Below are 21,828 nucleotides of genomic sequence, written 5' to 3'. Positions count from 1 at the left end.
GGGACTTGGGCAAGGTGGAGCACGGGGGCTTGCGAGGAAAGGGCATTTTCCTGATCCTCACCTGAGGGATCGCTGGCGACGCCCCCGAGGGATACCTGCGCTGCGAGGCGGCGTACACCCCACCCCACCGCCCCCACCATGACGCCCGCAGTCTCACCCGCCGACACCTCCCACCCCGACATCGACGCCGCGCTCGCGGACCTGTCGGCGCACGCGACGGAGTGGGCGCGCCTGCCGGTCGCGCGCAAGGTGGCGCTGCTGGAGGGCCTGAGGCCGCGCATCCTGGACGCCGCGACGCGCTGGGTGACGGCGGCCTCGCGCGCCAAGGGCCTCGCGGTCGGGTCGCCGCTGCGCGGCGAGGAGTGGTCGTCGGGCCCGTGGGCGCTCGCCAGCTACGTCGCCCCGCTGGCGACGACGCTGCGCCACATCGAGGCCGGGACCGTCGGCGAGGCGCTGGCCGGGCGCGTCCGCCAGCGCGACGACGGGCAGACCGTCGTGCGCGTGGTGCCGGGCGACCTGGCCGACCGCGTGGTGCTGGCCGGGCTGGAGGTCGACGTCTGGATGGAGCCCGGCGTCGAGCCGGCGACCGTCGCCGACACGGTCGGGGTGTTCTACGAAGCTGACTTCCCCGAGGGCGGCGTCGCGCTCGTGCTGGGGGCCGGCAACATCGCGTCGATCCCGCCGCTCGACGTGCTCTACAAGCTGTACGCCGAGGGCCAGGTCGTCATCCTCAAGCTGAACCCCGTCAACGACTACCTCGGGCCGATCCTCGAGAACGTGTTCGCCGAGTTCGTCGCCGCCGGCTACCTCCGGTTCGCGTACGGCGGCGCGGACGTGGGGCAGTACCTCACCCAGCACGAGGCGGTCGACGAGATCCACATGACGGGGAGCGCGGCGACGCACGACGCGATCGTCTACGGGACCGGCCCCGAGGGCGCCGAGCGCAAGCGCCGCGACGAGCCGGTGATCGACACGCCGGTGTCGAGCGAGCTGGGCGGCGTCAGCCCGTGCATTGTGGTCCCGGGCGACTGGTCCGAGCCGGACCTCCGGTTCCAGGCCGAGCACGTGGTCTCGCAGCGGACGCACAACGCGGGCTTCAACTGCATCGGCACCCAGGTGCTCGTGCTCCCGGAGGCGTGGCCGCAGCGCCAAGCGTTCCTGAATGAGATCCGCGCCGTGCTCGCCGAGATCGCGGAGCGCCCCGACTACTACCCCGGCGCCGACGAGCGGTTGGAGGACTTCCAAGAGGCGTACCCGCAGGCCGAACAGATCGGCGGGCGGCTGCTGGCGGAGGTGTCGGCGGAGCCGGGCGGCTACGCGTTCGAGACCGAGGTCTTCGGCTCGGCGCTGGCGGTCGCCACGCTGCCCGGCGGCGAGGACGCGGGCGAGTGGCTGGAGCGGGCGGTTGCGTGGGCGAACACGACACTGGCAGGCACACTGGGTGCGACGGTCCTCATCCACCCCCGCACGAAGCGGGCACTCGGCGACGCCCTCGAAGACGCCATCGCCGAGCTCCGCTACGGGACGGTCGGCGTGAACCAGTGGGCGGGCGCGGGCTTCCTGACCGCGCAGGCGGCGTGGGGCGCGTTCCCCGGGCACGTCCGCAACGACATCCAGAGCGGGACGGGCGTGGTCCACAACAGCTGGCTGTTCGACCGGCCGCAGAAGACGGTGGTGTGGGGCTACTTCGCGCCGTTCCCGCGCTCGCTCCTCTTGGGCGAGATGCACGCGGCCCCGGCCCCGCTGTACTTCGTGACGAACGAGACGGCCGACACGACGGCGCGGCGCGCGACCGAGTTCGCGACTTCGCCGAGCGTCGGGAAGCTGGCGGGCGTCGTGGTCTCGGCGTTCCGGGGGTAGCGCACGCAGCGTCACGTCGGCCCTGAGAGGGCTGTGCGGGAATTCCGGAGGGGTTGGGCGGGCTCTTTTCCGGGCGCACGGGGTAGTCCCGATGCCCATCCGATTGCCGCTTCGCATGTCCCCGCTGTCGCTCTTCGCCCCGCCCCACCCGGCCCTGCGAGCGTCGGTCGTGGTGCCCGCTCGCGACGAAGCATCCCGGCTGCCTGGGCTCGTTGACGCGCTCGACGGGCTCGGCCGGCCCGACGGCTGGGGCGAGGGGTCGGTCGAGGCGCTCGTGCTGCTCAACAACTGCCGCGACGGGTCCGTCGAGGTCGCGCACACGCTCGCGGCGGACCGGCCGTGGCTCCGCGTGGGCGTCGTCGAGCTGGCGCCGGCCGAGGCGCACGTCGGGCGGGCCCGCCAGCTGGTGGCGGATGCGGCCGGCGCGCGGCTGCTGGCGCTCGGCCGCCCGGACGGGCTGATCCTGTCGACCGACGCGGACTCCCGGCCCGAGCGGTCGTGGCTGCGCGAGACGGTCGCCGAGGTGGGGCGCGGGGCCGGCGCCGTGTGCGGGCGGATCGGGCTCGACGCCGGTGAGCGGGCGTCGCTCGCGCCAGGCGTTCGCCGGAGCTACCTCTTGGACCTCGGCTACCGCCGGGCCGTCGAGCGGCTCCATTGGCTGTACGCGCCCGACGCGCACGACCCGTACCCCCGCCACCACCAGCACTACGGCGCCAGCTTCGCCGTCCGCGCCGACGCGTATGCCCGGGCGGGCGGTCTCCCGCCGGTCCGCACGTCCGAGGACGTGGCGCTGTACCGGGCGCTCGTCGCGGCGGGCGTGCCGGTCCGCCACAGCGACCGCGTCCGCGTCCGGACGTCGGCGCGGAGCGTGGGCCGGGCCGAAGGCGGGCTCGCCGACGCGTTCGCGTTCTGGGCGCGCGAGGCCGAGGCCGGGCGCGAGCCGACGGTCGAATCCGCCGCCGACGCCGAGATGCGGCTGGCGGCGCTCGGCCTGTGGCGCGCCAAGCGCGACGACCCGGCCCCCGACGCGCTCACGACGACGCCCGACGGCGACCAGCCGATCACCGCCGCCATCGCCGACCTGCGCGCGTGTGCCGAGCGCCTGGCCGGCTTGTCGCTGGCCGAGCGGCTCGACCGCGCCCGCCGCCTCGCCCCCGCCGTCCCCCTCGCCGCCTAGCCATGATCGACACCCTTTCCGCTCCGCGCGACCTCGCCGACCTTCAGACGCCGGCCGACTGGGTCGCGACCGCGCGCGCCGTCGCCGACCGCGCCGCCGGGCGCGCGGCCGAGGACGACCAGCCCGGCGCGTTCCCCGAGGCCACCTTCGACGACCTGCGCGACTCGGGCCTGCTGGCGGCGCCGCTGCCCGTGAGCGAGGGGGGGGCTGGGCTGGGGACCGACCCGGCGCGCGACCACGCGCTGTACCTGGTGCTCCGCGAGATCGGTCGCGGGAGCCTGCCCGTCGGGCGCGTCTACGAGGGGCACGTCAACGCGCTGGCGCTGGTGGATACGTACGGGACGGCCGACCAGCGCGCGCGGTACGCGGCCGACGCGCGGCACGGCCACCTGTTTGGCGTGTGGAACACCGAGATCCCGCGCGACGGCGTCCGGCTGACGCCGCTCCCCGGCGGGCGCGCCCGGATGGAAGGGGCCAAGACGTTCGCGTCCGGCCTGGGCTTCGTGACGCGCGCGTTCGCGAACGGCGCCTTCCCCGACGGCGGCTGGCAGATGGCCCTCGTCCCGCTCGACCGCGCGGACGTGACGGAGGACGCGAGCTGGTGGACGGCCGAGGGCATGCGCGCCAGCCGGAGCGGCCGGTGCGACTTCACGGGCGTCGAGCTCGACGCGCACGCGCTCGTCGGCGAGCCGGGCGACTACTTGCGCGAGCCCCACTTTACGGGCGGCTCGGTGCGGTTCGCGGCCGTCCAGCTCGGCGGCGCCGTCGCGCTCGTGGACGCGGCCGTCGCGCACTTGCAGAAACTCGGGCGGACCGACAACGAGACGCAGCGGTTGCGCATCGGCGAGGCGTCGGTCGCGCTGGAGACGGGCGCGCTGTGGCTCCTCGGCGCCGCGCGGCTGGCACAGACCGGTTCGGTCGAGGACGTCGTGACGTACGCGCAAGCCGTCCGGAGCGCGATCGAGGCCGTCTGCCTCGACGTGATGCGGCTCGTGGACCGGGCGGTCGGCGCGCGGGGGCTGCTGCCGCCGTCGCCGGTCGAGCGGATCGGGCGCGACCTGCGCCTGTACCTCCGCCAGCCGGCCCCCGACGCGGCGCTTGCGGCCGTCGGGCAGGCCGCGTTCGAGACGCCCGGGCGGGCCCAGGGGTCGGATCTGTGACGGTCCTCGAAGAGCCGGAGCGGTGGCCGCTGCACACGCCAGAGGCAGCGCTCGCGCTCGGCCGGACGGTCGTCGTCGCCCCGCACCCCGACGACGAGTCGCTGGGGTGCGGCGGGTTGCTGGCGATCTTGTCCGACGCCGGGCTCAACCCCCGCGTGGTCGTCGTGACGGACGGCTCGCGGTCGCACACCTCGGCCTCGTATCCGCCGGACCGGCTGGCGGCGTTGCGCGAAGACGAGGCACGCGCGGCCGTCGCGGCGCTCGGGCTGGGCCCGGACGCCGTCTCGTTTCTTCGCCATCCCGACTGCGACGTGCCCGGCCCCGACCACGAGGCGGCGGTCGCCGAGTTGGCGGACGTGTTGCGCGGGACGGACACGGTCGTCGTGCCGTGGCGCCGGGACCCGCACTGCGACCACGAGGACGCCTGGGCGCTGGCGCGAGCGGCGGTCGCCGGGCTCGACGCGCCGCCGCGCTGGATCGAGTACGCCGTCTGGGCGTGGGAGCACGCCGAGACCGACCGCGCGCCCCGAGCCGACGAGGTTTGCCCGTGGCGGCTCGACATCGGGGCCGTGCGCGATCGCAAGCGGGCGGCCGTCGCCGCCCACGTGTCCCAGACCACGCGGCTCATCGACGACGACCCGGACGGGTTCGTGCTGGAGGGCCGGGTGCTGGCGCACTTCGACCGCGACTGGGAGCTGTACCTCGACCCCGCCGATGCCTGACGTCCCACCTACCTCTGCGCACCGCACGCCCTCGGGCACGATCGCGGCGGGCTACTTCCAGGCGCTGTACGACGCCGACCCCGATCCGTGGGCGTTCGCCACGAGCGGCTACGAGGCGGCCAAGTACGCGGCGACGCTGGCGGCGCTCCCGCGCGACCGCTACGCCCGGGCGCTCGAGGTCGGGTGCGCGATCGGCGTGCTGACGCGCGCGCTCGCCGACCGGTGCGACGCGCTGGTCGCCATCGACGTGGCGGACGCGGCGCTGGCGCAGGCGCGCGAGCGGACGGCGGGGCTGGGGCACGTGACGGTCGCGAAGCGGGCCGTGCCCGGCGCGACGCCGGAGGGGCCGTTCGACCTGGCCGTCGTCTCGGAGGTGGGGTACTACCTCTCCGCGCCCGATCTCGCCGCGTTCGAGCGCCAGCTGGCGGCGGCCGTCGAGCCGGGCGGCCATGTGGTGCTGGTCCACTGGACGGGCGAGACGGACTACCCGCTCGACGCGGACGCCGTCCACGCGGTGTTTGCGGGGCCGGACTGGGCGCCGGTGTCGGACGTGCGCGCGGAGCGGTACCGGCTGACGGTCGTGGGGCGGCGGTAGCGCGGGGGGATCCGGGCGACGCATGGCGATGGTCGCGCGCCACGTTGAGGGCGCTGCGGGGCTGTGAGGAGGCTCCCGGGCCCTGTAAGATGACAGTACGTCAGTGGTGGGAGGCGTCGCGGCACTGTCAGGTGGCATTGCGGGCCTGTAAGATGACAGTACGGCAGTGTCAGCAGGCATTGCGGCTCTGCGAGGAGGCGCCGCGGCACTGTCAGGAGGCATCGCGGCCCTGTGAAACGGCATTGCGGGCCTGCGCGGGGGGCTCCGCCGCCTAGCGGGCGGGCTCGCGCAGGCGGAGGCGGGGCGTCGCGTCAGCGTCGCGGTGGCCCATCAGGACGCCGTCGAGGGCGTCGACGTAGGCGGCGTAGGGCGTGCGGGCATGGGCCTGGAGCGTGATGAGCGGGGCGCCGGCCTGTGCCGACGCGGCGATCCGCTCGCGCAAGACGTCCGGGCTGACGCGCGCTCCGTCGAGCCGGACCGCGCCGTCGGCGGCGACGAGGACGGTGTGGGCGGACGGGAGGGTCGGCCCGTGGTGCGTCAGCTTCGGCGGAAGGTCGATCGGGATCCCTCGGTCGGTGACGATGGCGGTGGCGACGAGGAAGAACAGGAGGAGCAGGAAGGCGATGTCCGCCATCGAGGCGGTCGGGATGGCGGGCGCGGCGCGGCGGGCGGACATGGCGAGCGGGGGCGGGTACGCTCCCGAGACACGCGGCGCGGGCAAACGTCGCTCAGCGGACGACGGTAAGGGGCTGGGTGGCCGACACGCCCCCGGCCCGGAGGCGGACGACGTAGGCCCCGCCCGCGAGCCCGGCCGTCGCGGCGTCGACGGTGTGCGCGCCCGAGCCGTGGGGGCCGCTGGCGAGCGTGGCCACGCGGCGGCCGAGCACGTCGAAGACGGCGAGGTCGACGGTCTCGGGGGCCGCGAGCGCGAACGCGAGCCGGACGGCGCCGCGCGCGGGGTTCGGCCGTGGGGCGTCGAGGCGGAGCCCGCCCGCCGGGGGCTCGTCGGTGGCGACGGCGCCCGTGACTCGGAAGGCGGGGTCGGACTCGAGGGTGGCAGCGTTGCCGGCGCGGTCGGTGGTGCGCACGCGGACCGCATACGCGCCGTCGGCGAGCGCTGCGAGTGCGGCCGTGACGCGGCCGTCGCCGGTCGGGGTGGTCGCCAGCGGCTCCCACGGGCGGTCGCTCTCGGCGCGGCGGACCTCGACGACCAGCGCGTCGACACCCGTGCCGTCATCGGCAACGGCGACGTGGAGCCGGCCGGTCGGCGAGACGGTGTCCGTCGGGCCTGCGCCGTCTTCGACGGTAAGCTGCTGGAGGTGCGGCGGGCCGATGTCGGCGGGGTCGTGCCCGTAGTCCAGCGCCACGCGGACCGTGACGGGGCTGGCGCCGACGCGGACGCCGAAGTCGACGAGCTCGCCGGTGAGGGTGGCCGGGTACGTCTGGGGGATCACGCGCATGAACAGCTCCTGGGCGTCGGGGCCGGAGGCGATGAGGGCGCCGCTGGCGTCGTGGATCTCGTAGCGCATCCGGGCGGGGCGGGCGTCGCCGGCCTGGGCGGTCGCCAGGGGCCCCCGCAGGACGCCCTCGCCGGGCCAATGGAAGGGCAGGTTGTACGGCGAGGCGGGGAGGATCAGCCGGGGCACCCCGCCGAGCTCGCCGAGCCGGGGCGTGAACGCGAGGGGCGCGAGCGCGTGGTCGAGCCGGCCGCCGAGCACGACGCCCGGCCCGTACCCGATGTCGGTGCGGTAGGCCCGGAACGCGCCGTCGGCCTCGCGCCGGACGGGCGGCGCGACGGCGACGTACTCCTCCGCGGCCACGTCGAGGCAGTCCGTGCCCGACGGGTCGAGCGGCGCGATGACGTCGTTGCCCGGGTCGATCGTCGTCGAGATCACGTTGGGGCGGACGAAAAAGTCGGCGGCGGGGTCGGCCGTCTCGAACAGCGTCTGCTCGAACGGCGCCGCCAGCAGGTCGGCCCCGCAGACGTGCCACGTGAACGCCACGCGGAGCGGGTCGAGGCCGGGGCGGGGGTACGCCGACCAGATGGTGAGCGGGATCCGGAGCGGGCGGGTCCCGGCCGGGGGGCGGTGGCGCACCCGGAGCGCGGCCAGGTCCTCGCCGCCGAGCTCGACGGGCCCGCCGTCGAGCGACGTGTCGACGCGGCCCTTGTAGTGGTAGCGCGTGGCGTCGGTGCCCCACGACCGGTGGGACCAGTCGATCCGGTAGTCGAGCCCGTCGGGGACGCTGTAGCGGAACGCGAGCGGGGGGAGGTCCGCCGGGGGAAGGACGGCGAGGGAGCTCGTCACGTAGCCGGCGCCGGGCACGGCGCCGGGCCGGGTGAGGGAAACGAGCCGCTGGACGTAGTCCCCGAACGCGGGCGGGCCGCCGGTCTCGTCGCGGAGCGTCACGTCGACGAGGTGCTCGGGGTCGGTGTCGAGGTCGATGGCGACGGCGGCCGGGGTGCCGGCCTGGGTCCGGACCGTCCGGACCACGAGCGTCTGGTCCGAGACGCGGTAGGCGCCGACCTCGCAGTCGCCCTCGGGGACGTCGAGCCGGACGGTGCCCGACGGCCCCATCGTCTTCACGGCGGGCGCCTCGCCGCAGACGACAAACACGCTCGTCAGCGGGTTGGACCCGGCCACGGTCACGTCGAGGAGGGCGGGGGGCACCTGGGCCAGAGGGGCCGTGCCGATCTGGCCCTCCGTGAGCCGGTCGCCCGCGAGCAGGCGCCACGCGACGCCCCCGCCGGTGTCGGTCCCCTCGACGTAGGTGGCGGGGAGGTCGCCGGGCCCGAGGGCGACGGTGCGGACGGTCTGGGCGAGTGGGAGCGCGGCGGTGGCGACGGCGAGGAGCGCGCAGACGAGGGGACGCATTGGAGGCGTGGTTTGGCGCGTGGAGCCTAGGCACGGTTCGCGCCGGGGCCAAGGCTTTCCGGGCGACCCTGTGGCCGACCGGTCATGACGTCCCGGCCGCTCCCGCCGCTAGCGCCGTGCCCGCCGGGCCGCTTCGTGGACGATGGTCTCGTAGTACGGCCCGTAGTGCGTCCCGTCGATGTGGGCCGGGTCGCCGGTGTAGAGCTCGGCGAGCGCCACCAGCACGTAGTACGGGAAGGCCGGCAGGCGCCCGTCGCCAAAGAGGTCGTCGAGGATCCGGCGCGCGGGGCCGACGAAGGCGCGCCACGTCTCGACCGGCGCCACGGCCTCGACGTAGCGTGCCGCGAGGGCCGCCCGGCGCCCGGCGTCGTAGGTCCCGATGGAGGCCGCCGCGTACGGCGCCGCGCCCCGGGCGTTGACGCGCGTTGCGAGGTCGTGCTCGGTGGTGAAGGCGACGACGCGGGCCATGCGCCGGGCGACGGCCGCGAGCACGTCGCTCCGCCCGATGGCGCGGTGCGCGTGCGAGCCGCCCAGCCGCGCGCGGTCGACGTCGTCGAGGACGAGGACGTCGGGGCTCCGGCGGGCGTCGCCGTACTGGTCGCGCACGAGCGCCGCCAGGCGGGCCTCGACGGCGGTGGGGTCGAGGCGGGCGTGGAGAAAGTCGCCGCGGGCGTACACGGGCGTCTCACCGCGCGCTCGGCTGGCGGTCACGATCCGCTTGGCGAGAGTCGTTCGGCCGATGCGCTGGGGCCCGCTGATGAGCAGCCGCTCCGTCTTGAGCGCCAGGTCGACGGCGTCGACAGGGCTGGCCGATCGGTCGGCGCGGGCGAGCCACAGCGGTGGCGTCACGAACACATCGTCGAGCGCGATGGCGGGCGAGACGAACGGCGGGCCGGGCGTCGCGAGCCACCGCGCGAACGCCGGCGCGAAGGCGGTCACCGGCCCGTGTCGGCGAGTCCCTGGACGACAGCGGCGCCGAGGCGGACGAGCGGGGCGTTCTGAGTCTGTGCCCCGGACTCGACGCCGGCGACGGCGCGTGCCATCGCGTCGCGCGTGCCGACCGCGAGCGCCGGGCCGGACCAGTCTGCCCACGCCTGCGCGAGCGCGTCGGCGGCGGTGGCGATGGCCTGCCAGTCGGGGAGGGCGGCGCGGGCGTGGGCGTCGAGCACGAGGGCGAGGCTGGCGACCCGGGCCGGGCTGCCGGGTGGGGACGCGGCGCTCAGCGTCTGGTGGGCGCGCGCGGCGGCGAGCGCGAGCGCCGGGCGGTCGCCACGCTGAGCGGCTGCGCGAGCGGCCTGGACAAAGGCCGCGAGCGAGTCGGGCGGGGCGGCCAGCCGGCGGGCCTGAGCGCTGGCAGCGGTGACGGCGCGGGCGACGGCGCGTCCGTCGCCGGTGTCGGCGGTCGCGACCGCAGCCTCGAAGGCGTCCCGGGCGGCCTCGCGGAGCGAGTCGGGGTCTGGGGCCGGGCGCGTCGGCGTGGTTGTGTCGGGCCGGGCTGTGCGGCGGGTCCGGGCGGTCTGTGTCGCGTTGGTGTTGGCGCGGGCCGTGTCGCGCGGAGCCGCGAGCGAATCCGGTGGTCCGGCGGCGCCCGGGGGCGAGGTCTCGATCTGGCACCCGGCCGCCGCAAGCAGGGCGACGGCGAGGACGAGGCGGAAGGGACGGATCATCGGAGGAGCGGTGGACGCGACGGAGCCGGGCCTGCGTCTGGCGCACGCCCGGCCCCTCGCGAGCAGAGAAAGGCTCTAGTAGCCCCGGCTCCCGAAGGGGAACCGGTAGCCGGCGGTGAGGCGATTGTAGCGCCCGAAGTTGCCCGTGGTGAAGTCGGCGAAGAAGCGGCCGCCGCCGTAGGCGAGGTTGGCGCCGAGCCCGAGGTTGAGCGTCAGCGCGGTGCCGCCGTCGTCGACGGTCTCGTCGAACGTGTCCGGGACGGCGTCGTCGGCGCCGACGTTGATGAGGCCGACGCCGATCCGGCCGTAGGGCATGCCGTAAGCGTCGAACCCGGCCGACGGGAGCGAGAACGCGGCGTCGAGGTTGGCCGCGAACGACCGGCGCCCGGCGACGCTGACGAGCAGCTCGGGGAGATACGTCAGCGCGGTCCCCGAGGCGTACTCGGCGCGGAGCCCGACGACGGCGTTGCCCGTCCGGCCGAACCCGAGCCCGAGCGTCGGCGAGAGCGAGTAGAGCCCCTGGCGGCGGAGCGCCGGGGCGGCCTCGTACGTCGGGAGGCCGTCCGCAGTCGGGGCGGCGGGTGTCACGACCTGGCCGTCGGGCGTGACGACGACGGGCGTGGCGCCGCGCTCGGCCAGGGCCGCGCGCAGGGCGAAGGCCATCCGCTCTTCGAGCCGGCGCTCGAGCGCGTCGAGGTCGCGAGCGGAGAGGCCGTCGTCGCGACGGTCGTCGAGGCGGCGGTCCCGGTCGTCGAGGCGATCGGCGATCCGGTCCTGGAGGCGGCGCTCGAGGGCGTCGAGGTCGTCGCCGGTCAGCGCGCCGGTGTCGGACGCGTCGAGCGCCTCGCGCAGGGCCTCGCGGACCGCGGCGCGGACGTCGACATCGGGGGCGGGCGGGGCAGCGGCCGAGTCGGAGAGGGCTGCCGGGGCGGCGGTGGCGGGGTCCGCGTACACCGACTCGATGGCGACGCCGCCGGGCGGGCCGTAGCGGACGTAGAGCTCGCCGACTTCGGGGACCGGGATCGTGATGGTCCGGCCGGGCTGGGCGGTGGCGGCCTGCGCCGTCGGCGCGGGCGTGGGGCTGGCGAGGGCGGCGCGCTCGGCTTCGAGGCGGGTCACGGCGGCGGCGTCGCCGGCAGCGCGGGCTTCGTCCACCTCGCGCTGAAGCTCGGCGAGCTGCGTCTCGGCCTCGATCTGGGCGATGGCCGCGGCGGCCTCGGTCTCGGCGCGCTGCACGGCGAGCTCCGCTTCGAGGCGGGCACGCTCGGCGGCGAGGTCGTCGGCGAGCATGGCGCCAGCGCGCCCGGTCGTGCCGCCCAGCCCGAGCGACAGGCCGACGCGATAGGAGGGGCTGAGGAACACGTCGTCGGGGCGGCTCACGTCGCCCTCGTCCTGGGTGCTCATCGCGAGGGCCCGGACCTCGCCGACGGCGCGGAGGCGCGGGCCGAACGGGAGCTCGATGCCGACGCCGCCCGTCGCGAACGGACGGTCCTCGGCGAGGGCCCGGTCGACGCCGTCCGGCCCGTCGTCGAACACGTCGGCGTAGTCGTCCATCACGTCGAGGTAGCCCGCGCCGACGCTGAGGAACGGGACGAACCCGTCGCCCGCGTTGAGGCGCATCCGCACGTCGCCGCCGTACATCTGGATGCCCTCCGTCGTGGTCGGGTCGCCCGACTCGACGCCGCGGCCGTAGAACCCGCGGAGCCCGACGAGCGGGCCGACGTCGAATCCGGCCTCGACGCCTGCGAACGACTGGTCGGAGTAGTTGAAGGCCGGGTCGAACTCGGTCCGCGCGTAGAACGGCTCGACGACCAGGCTGAGCCCGGAGAGCCCGCCCGAGAACTGGCGCTGGAACTCCCGGTCGAGCGCGGTCATCGCGCCCGGCCGACGGCCGCCGAGGTAAAGCTGGAGCGCGGCGCGGACCGAGGGGTTCAGCACCTCGACCTCGTTGAAGTCGTCGAGACCGAGCCCGGCGGCGTTGAGCTCGGCGCGCGAGAAGAACGTGGTGCCCGGGTTGTAGCGGTACGCGAAGCCCTCGGCCGCGATCGACAGCGTGTAGCGGTCGGCGGCGGCAAACTGCAGGCCCGCGCCCGCCAGCAGGTACAGGCTTTTCGAGGCCTCCTGCCCGTCGGGGTCGAAGCGGATCACGCCCGCGCCGCCGTTGAGGAACGGGACGACGGCGCCGGTGCCCAGGTTGAGCTTGAGCGAGCCCCCGTAGCGCCGGACCCCGACCTCGCGCGCCGCCAGCGACGCGAGCGCGTCCTGGAGCGCGGGGTCGTCTTCGGTCCCCGAGAAGTCGGAGTAGTCGGTCTCGAAGCCGGTGCCGACGAGGTAGGCGCCGTTGAGCTCGAGGAACTCCCCGAACGAGAGGCCACCGCCGCCGCCGTAGAGCAAGCCGTCAGACAGACCGGCGTCGCCGTCGAAGGCGACGTACGCGCCGGACGGGGCGATCCGGTAGCCGACGCCCTGGACCTGGGCGGCGGCCGGGACGGCGAGGGAAAGGCCGAGCGCGAGGGCCAGGCAGAGGAGGGAACGCATGGTCGGGGGGTAAAAAGCAGGCATGGGGAGCCCGGGAGGCCCCGCGGGGCAGCCTCGGACTGGGCAGTCAAGTCGGGGGAGGGCCGTCGGGCGGCCCGGTCCTTAGGGCTGGCGCGTGAGCCGGAGCGTCAGCGTGCCGGGGACGGCGTCGAAGCCGCTGTAGCGCTGCGCGTCGTAGCCCTCGAGGTCGGCCGTGAACTGGTCGGTCAGCGTCAGCGCGTCGTCGCCGTCGCGCTCGAACGTGAGCACGGAGGGCAGGATGAGCCGGCCGAGCGTGTCGTCGTTGCCGCTGTCGAAGGTGACCCGGAGCTCGGCGCGGCGGACCTCGAAGTCGCCGGGGACGAACCGCGTGGTGCCGCCGGTGCGGCGGAAGCGGAGGGTGGCCTGGCCGCCGTCGAGGAGCTCGACAAAGGACTCCGCCGCGACGAGCGTGTCGAGCACGCTGACGGGCGCGAGCGCGGTCGCGGTCGGGGCGAAGGTGAACGCGTCGAACGTGTAGACGCCGGCCACGTCGGCGGCTGTGGGCGCGTCGATGGCGTCGCCGGAGTCGCAGGCGCCGAGCCCGACGAGGGCGACGAGCGCGAGCAGGAGGGGGAGGCGGGGGGACATGGTGGGATCGGAAAAGGGGGAGCCCGGGGCCACGCGGCCCCGGGCGATCGGCCTACTGGACGCGCGGGCCGGTCGTGGTCGGCATCGGCGCGGGCTCGTCGGTCTCGGACTCGGGGAAGAAGAGGTCGACGACGTCGATGTTGACCTCGACGACCTTGAGGCCGGTCATCTGCTCGATCCGCTCGGACACGTTGCGGCGGATGCCGTCGGCGACGGCCGGGATCGAGGCGCCGTAGCTGGTGATGATGCGGACGTCGACGGCCGCCTCCTTCTGGCCGACCTCGACGTTGACGCCGAGCTCGTGCATCGAGGACCGCGTGATGGTCTTGGCGAACGACGAGACGGTCTGGCCGGGGCCGTAGGGGACCAGGCGCTGGACGCCCTCGATCTCCTGGACCGCCAGCCCGGCGATCTTGGCGACGACCTGGTTGTGGACGACCGTCTTGCCGTCGTCGCCGACGAGGACGGAGGCGCCGGGGACGAGGTCGGTGGAGCCGTTCTTGACGACGGCGGTGTCGGACGAGGATTTGGTCTGGGTAGCCATCGGAGGGGGGGCGTGGGTGAGAAAGCAGGAGCGGGGCGCTCCGGTCCGGCCGAGGCCGGGTGGGGTTAGCGGCGGCGCAAGGCCCGCCAGGCGGCGCCGACGTCGACGCCGTCGCGGAAGGCGCTCCGTGCGAGCCCGCCGATGGCGGCGCCGAGCGCCGTCAGGACGAGCACGAGCAGGGCCTGCCCGAACGGCAGGAGCACGAACAGGAGGCCCAGCGTGAGGCCGACGGCAGCGCCGACGGTCGCCGCGCTCCGCGTCGCCCCGGCAGGCGGCGGGGGCGGCTCGGGGAGTCGGGCCTGGATTCGGACGGGGCCCTCGGCGGGTCCGTTGGACGGAGGGGCGGACTGGGGCGCCGACGGACGGTCGGGGGCGGGGCGCGAGGCGAAGGGGTCTCCGGGTCCCATGGGGGTGGCGGGGCTTAGTGGACCCGAGCCCGGGCGTCCAGGCTGAACACCTGGACGTCGAGGTCGGTGCGGACGACGGGCAGGCCCGTGTGCCGTTCGAGGGCGGCGGTCAGGGCCGCCTTGACGCGAGCCGTGAGCTCGGGGATGGAGGCGTCGGGCACGACGGACAGGCGGCACGCGAGCTGCCAGCCGCCCTTTTTGAGGCGGAGCACGGGGTCGGCCTCGCGGACGGCGGGGTCCTGCTCGGCGGCGTGCGCGACGAGCGCGTGCAGGCTCTCCATGCCGACGGTGACGGCGCCGGAGCCATAGAGCCCGTTGCGCGAGGCGCCGCTGAGCGTGACGCGGGCGGAGCGCTCGCGGGCGGCCGTGGACCGGGCGCTGGCGAGCCAGGCGAAGGCCAGCCCGAGGAGTGCGAGCAGCAGCCCGGCGCCGGCCCACAGCCAGCGCGTGCGGAGCGCGAGCGCCGTGAGGTCGAGCCGGACGGCCAGCTCACCGCCGCCGCCGAGCAGGGCGATCGGGCCGGTCGCGTCGAGCGCATGCGCCAGGATCCCGACGCCGACGGCGAGCAGGGCCAGGGCCACGAGCGCGGCGGTCAGGCGCCACAGGAGACGGAGGGCGAGGTCGTTCACGAGAGCGGGGGGTGAGCGCGGGGGTGAACACGCTCGCCGCCCAAACTGGCGGATCGAGCGGCGGCCGACATGAGCGCGGGGTGGTCACCAGATGAGGGGTCCATTAAAGCAGGGGCGGAGGCGAGGTCGACGATGTGGACGGCGACGTGGAGGGGGAGCGGGTCGCCGCTCGGGCCCGTCATCCGGGCGCGGGCCCACGCCGCGAGCACAGCCGAGCGGACCAGCCGCGCGACGCCGCCGACGTGGTCGGGCGCGGTCTCCGGCCCCACCACTACGCCGACGGCCAGCCGCGCGCCGCCGGGCGCGGGCGCCAGCGCCACGCCGTCGACGGCCCCGCCGACGCCGCACGTCTGGAACGCGGCGCTCTCGGAGACGCCCGAGACACCGTCGGTCAGGAGCACGGCGTGCCGGACGGCCGCGGCGGCGTCCACCCAGGGGTCGATGGCCGGCGTCATCGGTGCGTGCCGAAGGTGTCTAAGACGGGCGCGAGCTCGGCCTCGGGCGAGACCACGTCGACGACCTCGACGGTGACGCGGCCGGGCTGCAGGCCCAGCGAGTCGAGCAGGGCCGCCTCGACCTCGGCGCGGACGCGGTCGGCGAGCGCGATCAGGTCCTCGCCATAGCGCGCCGTGACGGCGACGTGGAGGTCGGGCGCGGCGGCCCCGTCGATCGCCGAGAACGACTGGCGTCGCTGGAGGTCGCCGAGCGCGTGGCTCATGGCGGCTCCGGCGGCGGCGCCAGCCGAGGCGCCCACGGCCGCGCCGACGGGCCCGGCCTGGACGAGCCCGAGCGCGCCGCCGAGCGCGCCGCCGAGCGCCGCGCCGCCGGCCAAGCTCTCGACCGAAAGGACGCCGCGGACATCGCCCGCAGCGAGCGTCGCCGTCGCGTCGAGGACGGCGGCGGAGACCCGGGTCTGTCCGGTGGGAAGGCGAGTGGGCACGGGCGGGGCCGGCGGAGCCGGCGGCTGGAGGAACTAGGCGAGCCCCGGCGCGAGCCGGTAGCCGACGCCGCGGACGGTCTCGATGGGGTCGGAGAGCCCGGCGGCGCGGAGCTTGCGGCGCAGGGCGTAGACGAACACGTCGACGGTGTTCGTCCCGGTCTCGAAGTCGATGCCCCAGACGTGCTCGAGGATCTCGTCGCGCGTGCAGGCCGCGCCGTCGTTCGCGACGAGGTAGCCCAAAAGGTCGAACTCACGGAGCGTGAGGTGGACCGGGCAGCCGTGGACGACGAGCGTGTGGGCCCGGCGGTCGAGGTGGAGCACAGGCGGGGCGCAGTCGGGCTCAGGCGCCGGGGCGGCGGCCCCGGATGCCCACCGCCGGACGCAGGCCGCGCACGCGGCGCGGAGCAGGTCGGCCGTGACTGGGAGCGCGAGCGCGTGGTCGGCGCCCGCGTCGAGGGCCGCCGCGAGCACGGCGGGGCCGCCGGCGCACAGGGCCACCAGGGGCACGTCCAAGCGGGGCAGGGCCACGGCGACGGCGCCGTCCCACCACACGATCGCGAGGTCGTCGTCGGGCCCAGGCGCGCCGACCGTGAGGCGGACGGGCGCCGGGAGGTACGCCTGCACGAGCGCCTCGACGGACGGCCCGCCGCCCGGAAGCAGGGCGACGCGCAGCGTCGGCGCGCGGTCGACGGCGGACAGGGTGTGGATGGCGGCACTCACGACAGACAAGGTGCGTCGCCGGCCTTGCCCCGACATGAGGGGCCGATTAAAGCGACCCTGGTGTACGCGCGGTGCGCCGTCTGAACTCCGTGCCGCGCGTCACACCACGTCGTGCCGGGCGGTGCCGTCCATCTCGAGCGCGAAGTCGGGGCCGAAGGCGGTCGCGGGCGTCTGGAAGCCGGGCGCGGCGCGGCCCGCCAGCACCGCAAGCGCCGAGCGGAGGGCGGCGTCCGCGGTAAAGGCGTAGCCCTCGGGGCCGGCCCACGTCGCCACGGCCCGGCCGCCCGCGTCGTCGGTCACTTCGCCCCAGACGTACGACGCGCCCTGCTCGCGCTCGGCTGGGGACGGGCCCGTGACGCGCCGGGCGACGAGCCCTTCGAGCAGCGTCTGGACCGGCGCCGACTGGAGGACGGGCCCGATGTAGTTGCTCGCCTTCATCACCCGGACCGTCGAGGCCGGGAAGGACGCGAACGTGGTGATGGTCGGGATGCCGGTCGAGTGGAAGGCCGTGCTGACGTCGCCCCACGGGATGGCGACGCAGCGCCGCGTCGTGCCGTCGGCGAACGTGGCCTCGACCGTGTCGTGCGCCGCCGGGACCCGGACGATCCGGCCGTCGCGCCGCATGGCGCCGCCCTCGCCCAGGTTCTCGACGGCCGTCTGCGCCGTCCCGTGCGACGCCGACGAGAGCGCGCGGATCGCCAGCTTCAACTCGGTCGCGGACGGCAGGCGCGCCTTGAGGTGAGCCGCCAGGCAGTCGGTCGGGACCACGTCGAAGCCGGTGCCGGGGAGCACAGTGATGCCCGCGGCTCGCGCCTGGGCGTCGCGAGCCGCGAGCGCCTCGAACACGGCGATCTCGCCGGTCACGTCGAGGTAGTGGGTGCCCGTCCGCAAGCAGGCCTCGACCATCGGGGTAGCTGTCTGGGAAAACGGCCCGGCCGCGTGGAGGACGAGGGGCACGCCCGCGAGGGCGCGGTCGAGCGCGGCCGGGTCGTCGAGCGACACGACCACCGAGTCGAGGCCGGTGGCGTCGGCAACGGCCGCGAGCGTGTCGGCGGTGCGGCCTGCGAGCGTGGGACGGAGGCCGCGCGAGGCGGCGAGGTCGGCGATGAGGCGGCCCGTGTAGCCGGTGGCGCCGTAGAGCAGGAAGGGCATGGCCCGTGAACGCGCCGGGCTGGGCGGGGTGCCATGCGGATGTCGCACGGCTCATCGTAGCGTGCCCCCGTCACTGACCCCCGAGACCATGGCCGAGAACAAGACCCAGCCCACCGATGCCTCCGTCGAGGCCTTCCTCGACGCCGTCGAGCCCGAGCGCCGCCGCGACGACGCCCGCCGGATCGCCGCGATCATGGCCGAGGTGACCAGCGAGACGCCCGAGATGTGGGGCGAGCAGATCGTCGGGTACGGCCGCTACCACTACACGTATGCGAGCGGCCGCGAGGGCGACTGGATGCGCGTCGGGTTCGCGCCCCAGACGCGCCACACGTCGCTGTACCTCATGGGCTGCAACCAGGCCGAGCGCGACGCCTTCCTGGATCGGCTCGGGCCCCACCGCGCCGGCGTCGGTTGCGTCTACGTCACCCGCCTCGACGCCGTCGATGCGGGCGTGCTCCGCGAGATGGTCGCGGCGTCGTACGCCGGCACGGCCGGCCAGGCGGTCTAGCAGTCTGTCGTCACGGACACGCCGCCGACGGTCACGAGCCGGTCGGCGCGGACGGTCTCGCCGGTCGCCAGCCGCACCCAGTCGGCGCCGTCTCGGGCGAACACGTCGTCGATGGTCGTGGTCGCCGTGTGCTCCCCGTCGCCGTCGCGCCAGACGACGGCGACGGGTGTGCGGCGGACGGCCCAGCTTTCGAGCCGGTCGTGGACGGAGCAGGCGATAGGCGTGTAGTCGGGCATCGGATCGGGGGCTGGCGAGGGACGCCGCGAGCGGGCGATCCGTTACCCGACGACGGGCGCGCAGGCCGCGCCCGGGTCACGGGTCGCGGTACGACACCACGCGGCCCGTCGGCGGCGCCGCGAGGGGGGCCTCGAGCCCGACCGTGCCCGCCGCGCTCGACTGGTACGGCACGTAGTCGAACATGACCTCGGCGCACGACTCAGGCCCGGCGCACACCCGGACGACGACGTTCTCAGCCACCTCCTGGCCCGCGTTCTCGACCTCGACCGGCACCTCGACGGTCAGGCTGTCGGCGGCCGGCTCGCCGAGCGTCACCGACAGGTCGGCCGGCCCGCTGGCGCCGGCCACCAACTCGTAGACGAAGAAGCCCACGACGAACAGCACGATGACGGCGCCGACGCCGGTGACGGCCCACTCGAGGGCGTTCTTCTTGGGCGTCGCGTCGGCCGATCCCTCCGCGTTCGCGTCGTCTGCCGAATCGTCGGAGGGGGTGGGGTCGTGGGCCATGGTTACAGGAGGAGGCGGCCGATGGCGCCGCCGATGGAGGCGGGCCAGGCGAGGTAGACGGTCATGCTGAGGCCGGCGCCCAGGCCAACGTGGTCGAAGCGCCCGGTCGTCCACAGCAAGATGGCGGACAAGACGATGGCGATGGCGTAGGTCACGACGGCGTCGCCGATCGCCCCGCCGGCGTAGACGACACCCCGGCGTCCAGAGCCCCGGAAGTCGAGCGCGTGGACGATCGCGAGCGCGAGCAGAAGCGAAAAGACGGCCGTGGCGAGGATCGCCCAGATCGGGGCCTCGATGCCGGTCACGACGACCTCCTCGGTCGGCGCGACGCCCGCGATGATGACCGTGGCGCCGAGCACGGTGTAGGCGATCTGGTGAACGAACCCCCGGAGCCCGCCCTCCGTGCCGGGCTGCCCGTCCCCGGTGTCGTCGGGGTCGGCGCCGAGCTGGGCCGAGCCGATAGCGACGCCGATCGCCGACGTCAGGCCCTCCAGCGTCAGCCGCGCCCAAAAGACGCCGGGCGACAGGTCGAGCGACAGCTGTCCGATCAGGACCAGCACGACGGCGGCGACCAGGAACCCGAGCGCGATCGCCTCGAACGCCTCGGCCATGTTCGACCACAGCGAGCGGTCGGTGTGGAGCCCGGCGTAGAACGCGTACGCCACCAAGACCGCGTACGTCGCCCCGACCGCGAGCAGCACCATCTCGGGCGGCGCGATAAAGCCCTGGTACCAGATCTCCATCGTGTACAGCGGCGCGAACGCGAAGATCAGGCCGCCGACCAGGCCGCGGCCGTACTCCTTGAGCGTGTCGGACACGCGGCGGGTGTCGCGGGGGGACGAGTCGGGCATGGGCGGGGAGACGGGCGGGATGGACGACCGAGGGCCGTCCGCGATCCGGGCGCCGGCGACGATTCGCAGGGGCACGGGCGGTCCGGCCGCGATTCCGGGGCGGCCCGCCGGCCGGGTTAGGGGAGGCACGAGGGCGGCCGCGAGTGGAACGGCGGCGCGAGGGGCCGGTTGGCCCGACACCCCCTTCTGCGCGCCCATGCCCGATTCCTCGACCGACTACGCCATCGGCGTCATGACCCTCGACGTCGAGGGCAAGGACTCCGACGGGTTCCGCCGGCTCGTCGACCGGGCCGTCCGCCAGGTCGAGGACACGCTGGCGGGCGACCTCGCGCTTCGGATGGACCTGTTCGCGTTCGAGGGCCCGCACCTGGTCCCCGGCGCGGGCGCGTATGCGCCGCTCGACTTTCTGCAGATCGGGATCGCCGAGAAGCTGGAGCGCCGCCTGCCGTTCCTGCTCATCGTCACCGAGGTCGACCTGACGTCGTCGTCGCTGGCGTACGCGCTCGCGCTGCCGAGCCAGCTCACCAACATCGGCGTCGTCTCGACCAAGCGGCTCAACCCCAGTTTCTGGGGGGACGACCCGGACGACGACCTCGCCGCGAGCCGCCTGACGTCGCTGCTGCTCCACACGTTCGGCCACCTCCTCAACCTCTCCCACAATGCGGACCGAGCGAATGTCATGTTTCCCGTCGAGCAGGTCGAGGACCTCGACGGGATGAACGAGCTCGGCGACGCCCAGCGCGAGCAGATCCGCGTCATGCTGCCCCGCGAGGCGCACGACACGCGCGCGGCGGGCACGTCGTGGGGCGCGCGCGCGGCGTTCACGTTCAAGACGCTGGCGGCCGACGCCGGGAGCATCGCGCGGGCCGTCGCCCGGGCGAACCCGCTGCGGCTGGCGACCCGGATGCCGACGATGATCGCGGCCGGGCTGTCGGTCATCATCGTGCTGTTGTTCGGGGCCGAGACGTGGGACGTGGCGGCGGCCGTCACGATGCCCCAGGTCGTGCTGTTCTCGGCCGTCTCGTTCGGCGCCGCGGCGTTCGTGCTATACCGCGCCTTCGCCATCGAGTCGCTGCTGGGCCGCGACCGCCGGCTGGCGGAGTCGACCGTCGTGACGGCGGCGGCGACCGTCCTGTCGCTGGTCGCGACGCTGTTCGTGCTGTTCGTCGCGTTCGCCGGGCTGATGTACGTCGGCGTGATCACCGTCTTTCCCGAGCAGCTCATGGAGACGTGGGCGACCGTCGGCGCGGCGACCGACACGCTCGACCATGTCAAGCTCAGCCTGTTCCTGGCCGCGATGGGCGTACTCGCGGGCTCGCTCGGCGGCCGGTCCGACAGCCGCGACCTCGTCCGCGGCGTGCTCTTCCTGACGGAGGAGTCGTAGGGCCTGTCGTAGACGCTGCCCTCCACACGCGTCCTCCTGAGCTTGCGAACGCGCAGCGTCGGCATAGCCAAGGATCTCCACCCACAGGGAAGGCGAAGCCAACGCGAACTTCCGAGCCCGGACATCCGGCTCACAGGTCGGGACCCGTTGGCGTCGAGATCGTTCGCCGCCGCGCACGATGACGAGGGCGGGGAGCCGCTGCCAGTCTGAAGGCGAGACGCGAGCCCGAGAGTCCGCCCGCCGCTACGGGTTTCCGTACGAGACGACGCGCGTGGTCGGCGCCGCCGCGAGGGGGGCCCGGAAGCCGACGCTCCCCGTCACGGTCGACTCAAAGGGGATGTAGGCGAACGTGACCTCGGAGCAGGCGTCGGGCCCGGCGCACACCTCGATGACAGCGCCCACGGCCACCTTCCCGCCCTGGTTCTTGACCGTCACCGGGATCTCGACGAACGAGCTGTCGGCCTGGAGCTCGCCGAGCGAGACGCGCAGGTCGGCGCCCTGGCCGGTATCAGTGGCCCACTCGTAGATCAGGAACCCGAGGACGAACACGACGAGCGCGCCACCGAGCCCGGTGATGGTCCACTCCAGCCAGTTTTTGCCCTTGTCGGAGCCCGCGCCGCTGCTGTCGCTCGACCCGGAGCCATCGCCCGAGCCGCCGGAGCCGTTGCCCGAGCCCGACGTGTCGGAGTCCGACCGGTTCGAGGTGTCGGCGCTTGCGTCGTCAGTGGAGGAGGTGTCGCTCATGAGG

The 21,828-nt window shown here is 74.9% G+C and carries 24 protein-coding genes; 7 read left to right on the top strand and 17 right to left on the bottom strand.

Annotated elements, in window-relative coordinates:
• The first annotated feature begins 138 nt into the window (after positions 1 to 138).
• The 5 genes from ACLIRP_RS13785 (at position 139) to ACLIRP_RS13765 (ending at position 5,514) form a co-directional block, all read left to right on the top strand.
• Entirely contained in the window at positions 139 to 1,860 is a 1,722-nt protein-coding gene (locus ACLIRP_RS13785) for an aldehyde dehydrogenase family protein (RefSeq protein ID WP_412061043.1), read from the top strand.
• A 115-nt stretch (positions 1,861 to 1,975) separates the two neighbouring features.
• On the top strand, positions 1,976 to 3,037 hold the full coding sequence (locus tag ACLIRP_RS13780; RefSeq protein ID WP_412061042.1) for a glycosyltransferase: 1,062 nt from the start codon (positions 1,976 to 1,978) through the stop codon (positions 3,035 to 3,037).
• Between the two features lie 2 nt (positions 3,038 to 3,039).
• Positions 3,040 to 4,197, top strand: coding sequence for an acyl-CoA dehydrogenase family protein (locus ACLIRP_RS13775; protein ID WP_412061041.1), 1,158 nt, complete (start codon positions 3,040 to 3,042; stop codon positions 4,195 to 4,197).
• On the top strand, positions 4,194 to 4,919 hold the full coding sequence (locus tag ACLIRP_RS13770) for a PIG-L deacetylase family protein (protein WP_412061040.1): 726 nt from the start codon (positions 4,194 to 4,196) through the stop codon (positions 4,917 to 4,919). The genes ACLIRP_RS13775 and ACLIRP_RS13770 overlap by 4 nt, the downstream gene beginning before the upstream one ends.
• A complete protein-coding gene (locus ACLIRP_RS13765; RefSeq protein ID WP_412061039.1) occupies positions 4,912 to 5,514 on the top strand; it encodes a class I SAM-dependent DNA methyltransferase in 603 nt (200 codons plus the stop codon). Before ACLIRP_RS13770 ends, ACLIRP_RS13765 begins: the two co-directional genes overlap by 8 nt.
• A gap of 271 nt (positions 5,515 to 5,785) precedes the next feature.
• Here ACLIRP_RS13765 and ACLIRP_RS13760 read toward each other — a convergent pair whose 3' ends face one another.
• The 13 genes from ACLIRP_RS13760 to ACLIRP_RS13700 all read right to left on the bottom strand — a co-directional run bounded on the left by ACLIRP_RS13760 (position 5,786) and on the right by ACLIRP_RS13700 (position 17,593).
• Entirely contained in the window at positions 5,786 to 6,190 is a 405-nt protein-coding gene (locus ACLIRP_RS13760; protein ID WP_412061038.1) for an ExbD/TolR family protein, read from the bottom strand.
• Positions 6,191 to 6,242: 52 nt separating this feature from the next.
• The gene (locus ACLIRP_RS13755; RefSeq protein WP_412061037.1) at positions 6,243 to 8,387 is read right to left on the bottom strand and encodes a hypothetical protein; all 2,145 of its coding nucleotides are present in this window, start codon (positions 8,385 to 8,387) and stop codon (positions 6,243 to 6,245) included.
• A gap of 108 nt (positions 8,388 to 8,495) precedes the next feature.
• Complete coding sequence (locus ACLIRP_RS13750) at positions 8,496 to 9,326, bottom strand: ATP-binding protein (RefSeq protein WP_412061036.1); 831 nt, start codon at positions 9,324 to 9,326, stop codon at positions 8,496 to 8,498.
• On the bottom strand, positions 9,323 to 10,054 hold the full coding sequence (locus ACLIRP_RS13745) for a hypothetical protein (protein ID WP_412061035.1): 732 nt from the start codon (positions 10,052 to 10,054) through the stop codon (positions 9,323 to 9,325). The genes ACLIRP_RS13750 and ACLIRP_RS13745 overlap by 4 nt, the downstream gene beginning before the upstream one ends.
• A gap of 75 nt (positions 10,055 to 10,129) precedes the next feature.
• The gene (locus ACLIRP_RS13740) at positions 10,130 to 12,592 is read right to left on the bottom strand and encodes an outer membrane beta-barrel protein (protein WP_412061034.1); all 2,463 of its coding nucleotides are present in this window, start codon (positions 12,590 to 12,592) and stop codon (positions 10,130 to 10,132) included.
• A 102-nt stretch (positions 12,593 to 12,694) separates the two neighbouring features.
• Positions 12,695 to 13,201 carry a hypothetical protein gene (locus ACLIRP_RS13735; RefSeq protein ID WP_412061033.1) on the bottom strand — a complete coding sequence of 169 codons (507 nt, stop codon included), beginning with the start codon at positions 13,199 to 13,201 and terminating at the stop codon, positions 12,695 to 12,697.
• 52 nt (positions 13,202 to 13,253) lie between these two features.
• A complete protein-coding gene (locus ACLIRP_RS13730; RefSeq protein ID WP_412061032.1) occupies positions 13,254 to 13,745 on the bottom strand; it encodes an Asp23/Gls24 family envelope stress response protein in 492 nt (163 codons plus the stop codon).
• A gap of 65 nt (positions 13,746 to 13,810) precedes the next feature.
• The gene (locus tag ACLIRP_RS13725; RefSeq protein WP_412061031.1) at positions 13,811 to 14,152 is read right to left on the bottom strand and encodes a hypothetical protein; all 342 of its coding nucleotides are present in this window, start codon (positions 14,150 to 14,152) and stop codon (positions 13,811 to 13,813) included.
• Between the two features lie 14 nt (positions 14,153 to 14,166).
• Positions 14,167 to 14,781, bottom strand: a complete 615-nt coding sequence (locus tag ACLIRP_RS13720; protein ID WP_412061030.1) for a hypothetical protein — start codon at positions 14,779 to 14,781, stop codon at positions 14,167 to 14,169.
• Entirely contained in the window at positions 14,778 to 15,236 is a 459-nt protein-coding gene (locus ACLIRP_RS13715) for a hypothetical protein (protein WP_412061029.1), read from the bottom strand. Before ACLIRP_RS13715 ends, ACLIRP_RS13720 begins: the two co-directional genes overlap by 4 nt.
• Positions 15,233 to 15,721, bottom strand: coding sequence for a hypothetical protein (locus ACLIRP_RS13710; RefSeq protein WP_412061028.1), 489 nt, complete (start codon positions 15,719 to 15,721; stop codon positions 15,233 to 15,235). The genes ACLIRP_RS13715 and ACLIRP_RS13710 overlap by 4 nt, the downstream gene beginning before the upstream one ends.
• A gap of 33 nt (positions 15,722 to 15,754) precedes the next feature.
• The gene (locus ACLIRP_RS13705) at positions 15,755 to 16,441 is read right to left on the bottom strand and encodes a winged helix-turn-helix domain-containing protein (RefSeq protein WP_412061027.1); all 687 of its coding nucleotides are present in this window, start codon (positions 16,439 to 16,441) and stop codon (positions 15,755 to 15,757) included.
• Between the two features lie 99 nt (positions 16,442 to 16,540).
• Positions 16,541 to 17,593: a saccharopine dehydrogenase family protein gene (locus tag ACLIRP_RS13700; RefSeq protein WP_412061026.1), complete on the bottom strand. Its 1,053-nt coding sequence runs from the start codon at positions 17,591 to 17,593 to the stop codon at positions 16,541 to 16,543.
• 88 nt (positions 17,594 to 17,681) lie between these two features.
• On the opposite strand from ACLIRP_RS13700, the gene ACLIRP_RS13695 reads away from it, so the two are divergent.
• Entirely contained in the window at positions 17,682 to 18,101 is a 420-nt protein-coding gene (locus ACLIRP_RS13695; protein ID WP_412061025.1) for a DUF1801 domain-containing protein, read from the top strand.
• Here ACLIRP_RS13695 and ACLIRP_RS13690 read toward each other — a convergent pair.
• The 3 genes from ACLIRP_RS13690 to ACLIRP_RS13680 form a co-directional block, all read right to left on the bottom strand.
• On the bottom strand, positions 18,098 to 18,337 hold the full coding sequence (locus ACLIRP_RS13690; RefSeq protein ID WP_412061024.1) for a hypothetical protein: 240 nt from the start codon (positions 18,335 to 18,337) through the stop codon (positions 18,098 to 18,100). The two genes, ACLIRP_RS13695 and ACLIRP_RS13690, sit on opposite strands and share 4 nt — an antisense overlap.
• A gap of 76 nt (positions 18,338 to 18,413) precedes the next feature.
• The gene (locus tag ACLIRP_RS13685; protein WP_412061023.1) at positions 18,414 to 18,845 is read right to left on the bottom strand and encodes a hypothetical protein; all 432 of its coding nucleotides are present in this window, start codon (positions 18,843 to 18,845) and stop codon (positions 18,414 to 18,416) included.
• A 2-nt stretch (positions 18,846 to 18,847) separates the two neighbouring features.
• Entirely contained in the window at positions 18,848 to 19,696 is an 849-nt protein-coding gene (locus tag ACLIRP_RS13680; protein ID WP_412061022.1) for a DUF2391 family protein, read from the bottom strand.
• Positions 19,697 to 19,892: 196 nt separating this feature from the next.
• On the opposite strand from ACLIRP_RS13680, the gene ACLIRP_RS13675 reads away from it, so the two are divergent.
• Positions 19,893 to 21,080, top strand: a complete 1,188-nt coding sequence (locus tag ACLIRP_RS13675) for a hypothetical protein (protein ID WP_412061021.1) — start codon at positions 19,893 to 19,895, stop codon at positions 21,078 to 21,080.
• A 243-nt stretch (positions 21,081 to 21,323) separates the two neighbouring features.
• On the opposite strand, the gene ACLIRP_RS13670 is transcribed toward ACLIRP_RS13675, so the two are convergent.
• Positions 21,324 to 21,824, bottom strand: a complete 501-nt coding sequence (locus ACLIRP_RS13670) for a hypothetical protein (RefSeq protein ID WP_412061020.1) — start codon at positions 21,822 to 21,824, stop codon at positions 21,324 to 21,326.
• Positions 21,825 to 21,828 lie beyond the last annotated feature (4 nt).

Source organism: Rubrivirga halophila (assembly GCF_046845755.1).
Classification (GTDB): domain Bacteria; phylum Bacteroidota; class Rhodothermia; order Rhodothermales; family Rubricoccaceae; genus Rubrivirga.
The sequence above is the reverse complement of the archived record's forward strand: the minus strand, read 5'-3'. Positions and strand labels throughout refer to the sequence as shown.

Excerpts from the sequence above, each read along its gene's own strand:
- ACLIRP_RS13785 (WP_412061043.1), top strand. The coding sequence starts at position 139 with ATGACGCCCGCAGTCTCACCCGCCGACACCTCCCACCCCGACATCGAC.
- ACLIRP_RS13780 (WP_412061042.1), top strand. The coding sequence starts at position 1,976 with ATGTCCCCGCTGTCGCTCTTCGCCCCGCCCCACCCGGCCCTGCGAGCG.
- ACLIRP_RS13775 (WP_412061041.1), top strand. The coding sequence starts at position 3,040 with ATGATCGACACCCTTTCCGCTCCGCGCGACCTCGCCGACCTTCAGACG.
- ACLIRP_RS13765 (WP_412061039.1), top strand. The coding sequence starts at position 4,912 with ATGCCTGACGTCCCACCTACCTCTGCGCACCGCACGCCCTCGGGCACG.
- ACLIRP_RS13760 (WP_412061038.1), bottom strand. The coding sequence starts at position 6,190 with ATGTCCGCCCGCCGCGCCGCGCCCGCCATCCCGACCGCCTCGATGGCG.
- ACLIRP_RS13755 (WP_412061037.1), bottom strand. The coding sequence starts at position 8,387 with ATGCGTCCCCTCGTCTGCGCGCTCCTCGCCGTCGCCACCGCCGCGCTC.
- ACLIRP_RS13745 (WP_412061035.1), bottom strand. The coding sequence starts at position 10,054 with ATGATCCGTCCCTTCCGCCTCGTCCTCGCCGTCGCCCTGCTTGCGGCG.
- ACLIRP_RS13740 (WP_412061034.1), bottom strand. The coding sequence starts at position 12,592 with ATGCGTTCCCTCCTCTGCCTGGCCCTCGCGCTCGGCCTTTCCCTCGCC.
- ACLIRP_RS13735 (WP_412061033.1), bottom strand. The coding sequence starts at position 13,201 with ATGTCCCCCCGCCTCCCCCTCCTGCTCGCGCTCGTCGCCCTCGTCGGG.
- ACLIRP_RS13730 (WP_412061032.1), bottom strand. The coding sequence starts at position 13,745 with ATGGCTACCCAGACCAAATCCTCGTCCGACACCGCCGTCGTCAAGAAC.
- ACLIRP_RS13725 (WP_412061031.1), bottom strand. The coding sequence starts at position 14,152 with ATGGGACCCGGAGACCCCTTCGCCTCGCGCCCCGCCCCCGACCGTCCG.
- ACLIRP_RS13715 (WP_412061029.1), bottom strand. The coding sequence starts at position 15,236 with ATGACGCCGGCCATCGACCCCTGGGTGGACGCCGCCGCGGCCGTCCGG.
- ACLIRP_RS13700 (WP_412061026.1), bottom strand. The coding sequence starts at position 17,593 with ATGCCCTTCCTGCTCTACGGCGCCACCGGCTACACGGGCCGCCTCATC.
- ACLIRP_RS13695 (WP_412061025.1), top strand. The coding sequence starts at position 17,682 with ATGGCCGAGAACAAGACCCAGCCCACCGATGCCTCCGTCGAGGCCTTC.
- ACLIRP_RS13690 (WP_412061024.1), bottom strand. The coding sequence starts at position 18,337 with ATGCCCGACTACACGCCTATCGCCTGCTCCGTCCACGACCGGCTCGAA.
- ACLIRP_RS13685 (WP_412061023.1), bottom strand. The coding sequence starts at position 18,845 with ATGGCCCACGACCCCACCCCCTCCGACGATTCGGCAGACGACGCGAAC.
- ACLIRP_RS13680 (WP_412061022.1), bottom strand. The coding sequence starts at position 19,696 with ATGCCCGACTCGTCCCCCCGCGACACCCGCCGCGTGTCCGACACGCTC.
- ACLIRP_RS13675 (WP_412061021.1), top strand. The coding sequence starts at position 19,893 with ATGCCCGATTCCTCGACCGACTACGCCATCGGCGTCATGACCCTCGAC.
- ACLIRP_RS13670 (WP_412061020.1), bottom strand. The coding sequence starts at position 21,824 with ATGAGCGACACCTCCTCCACTGACGACGCAAGCGCCGACACCTCGAAC.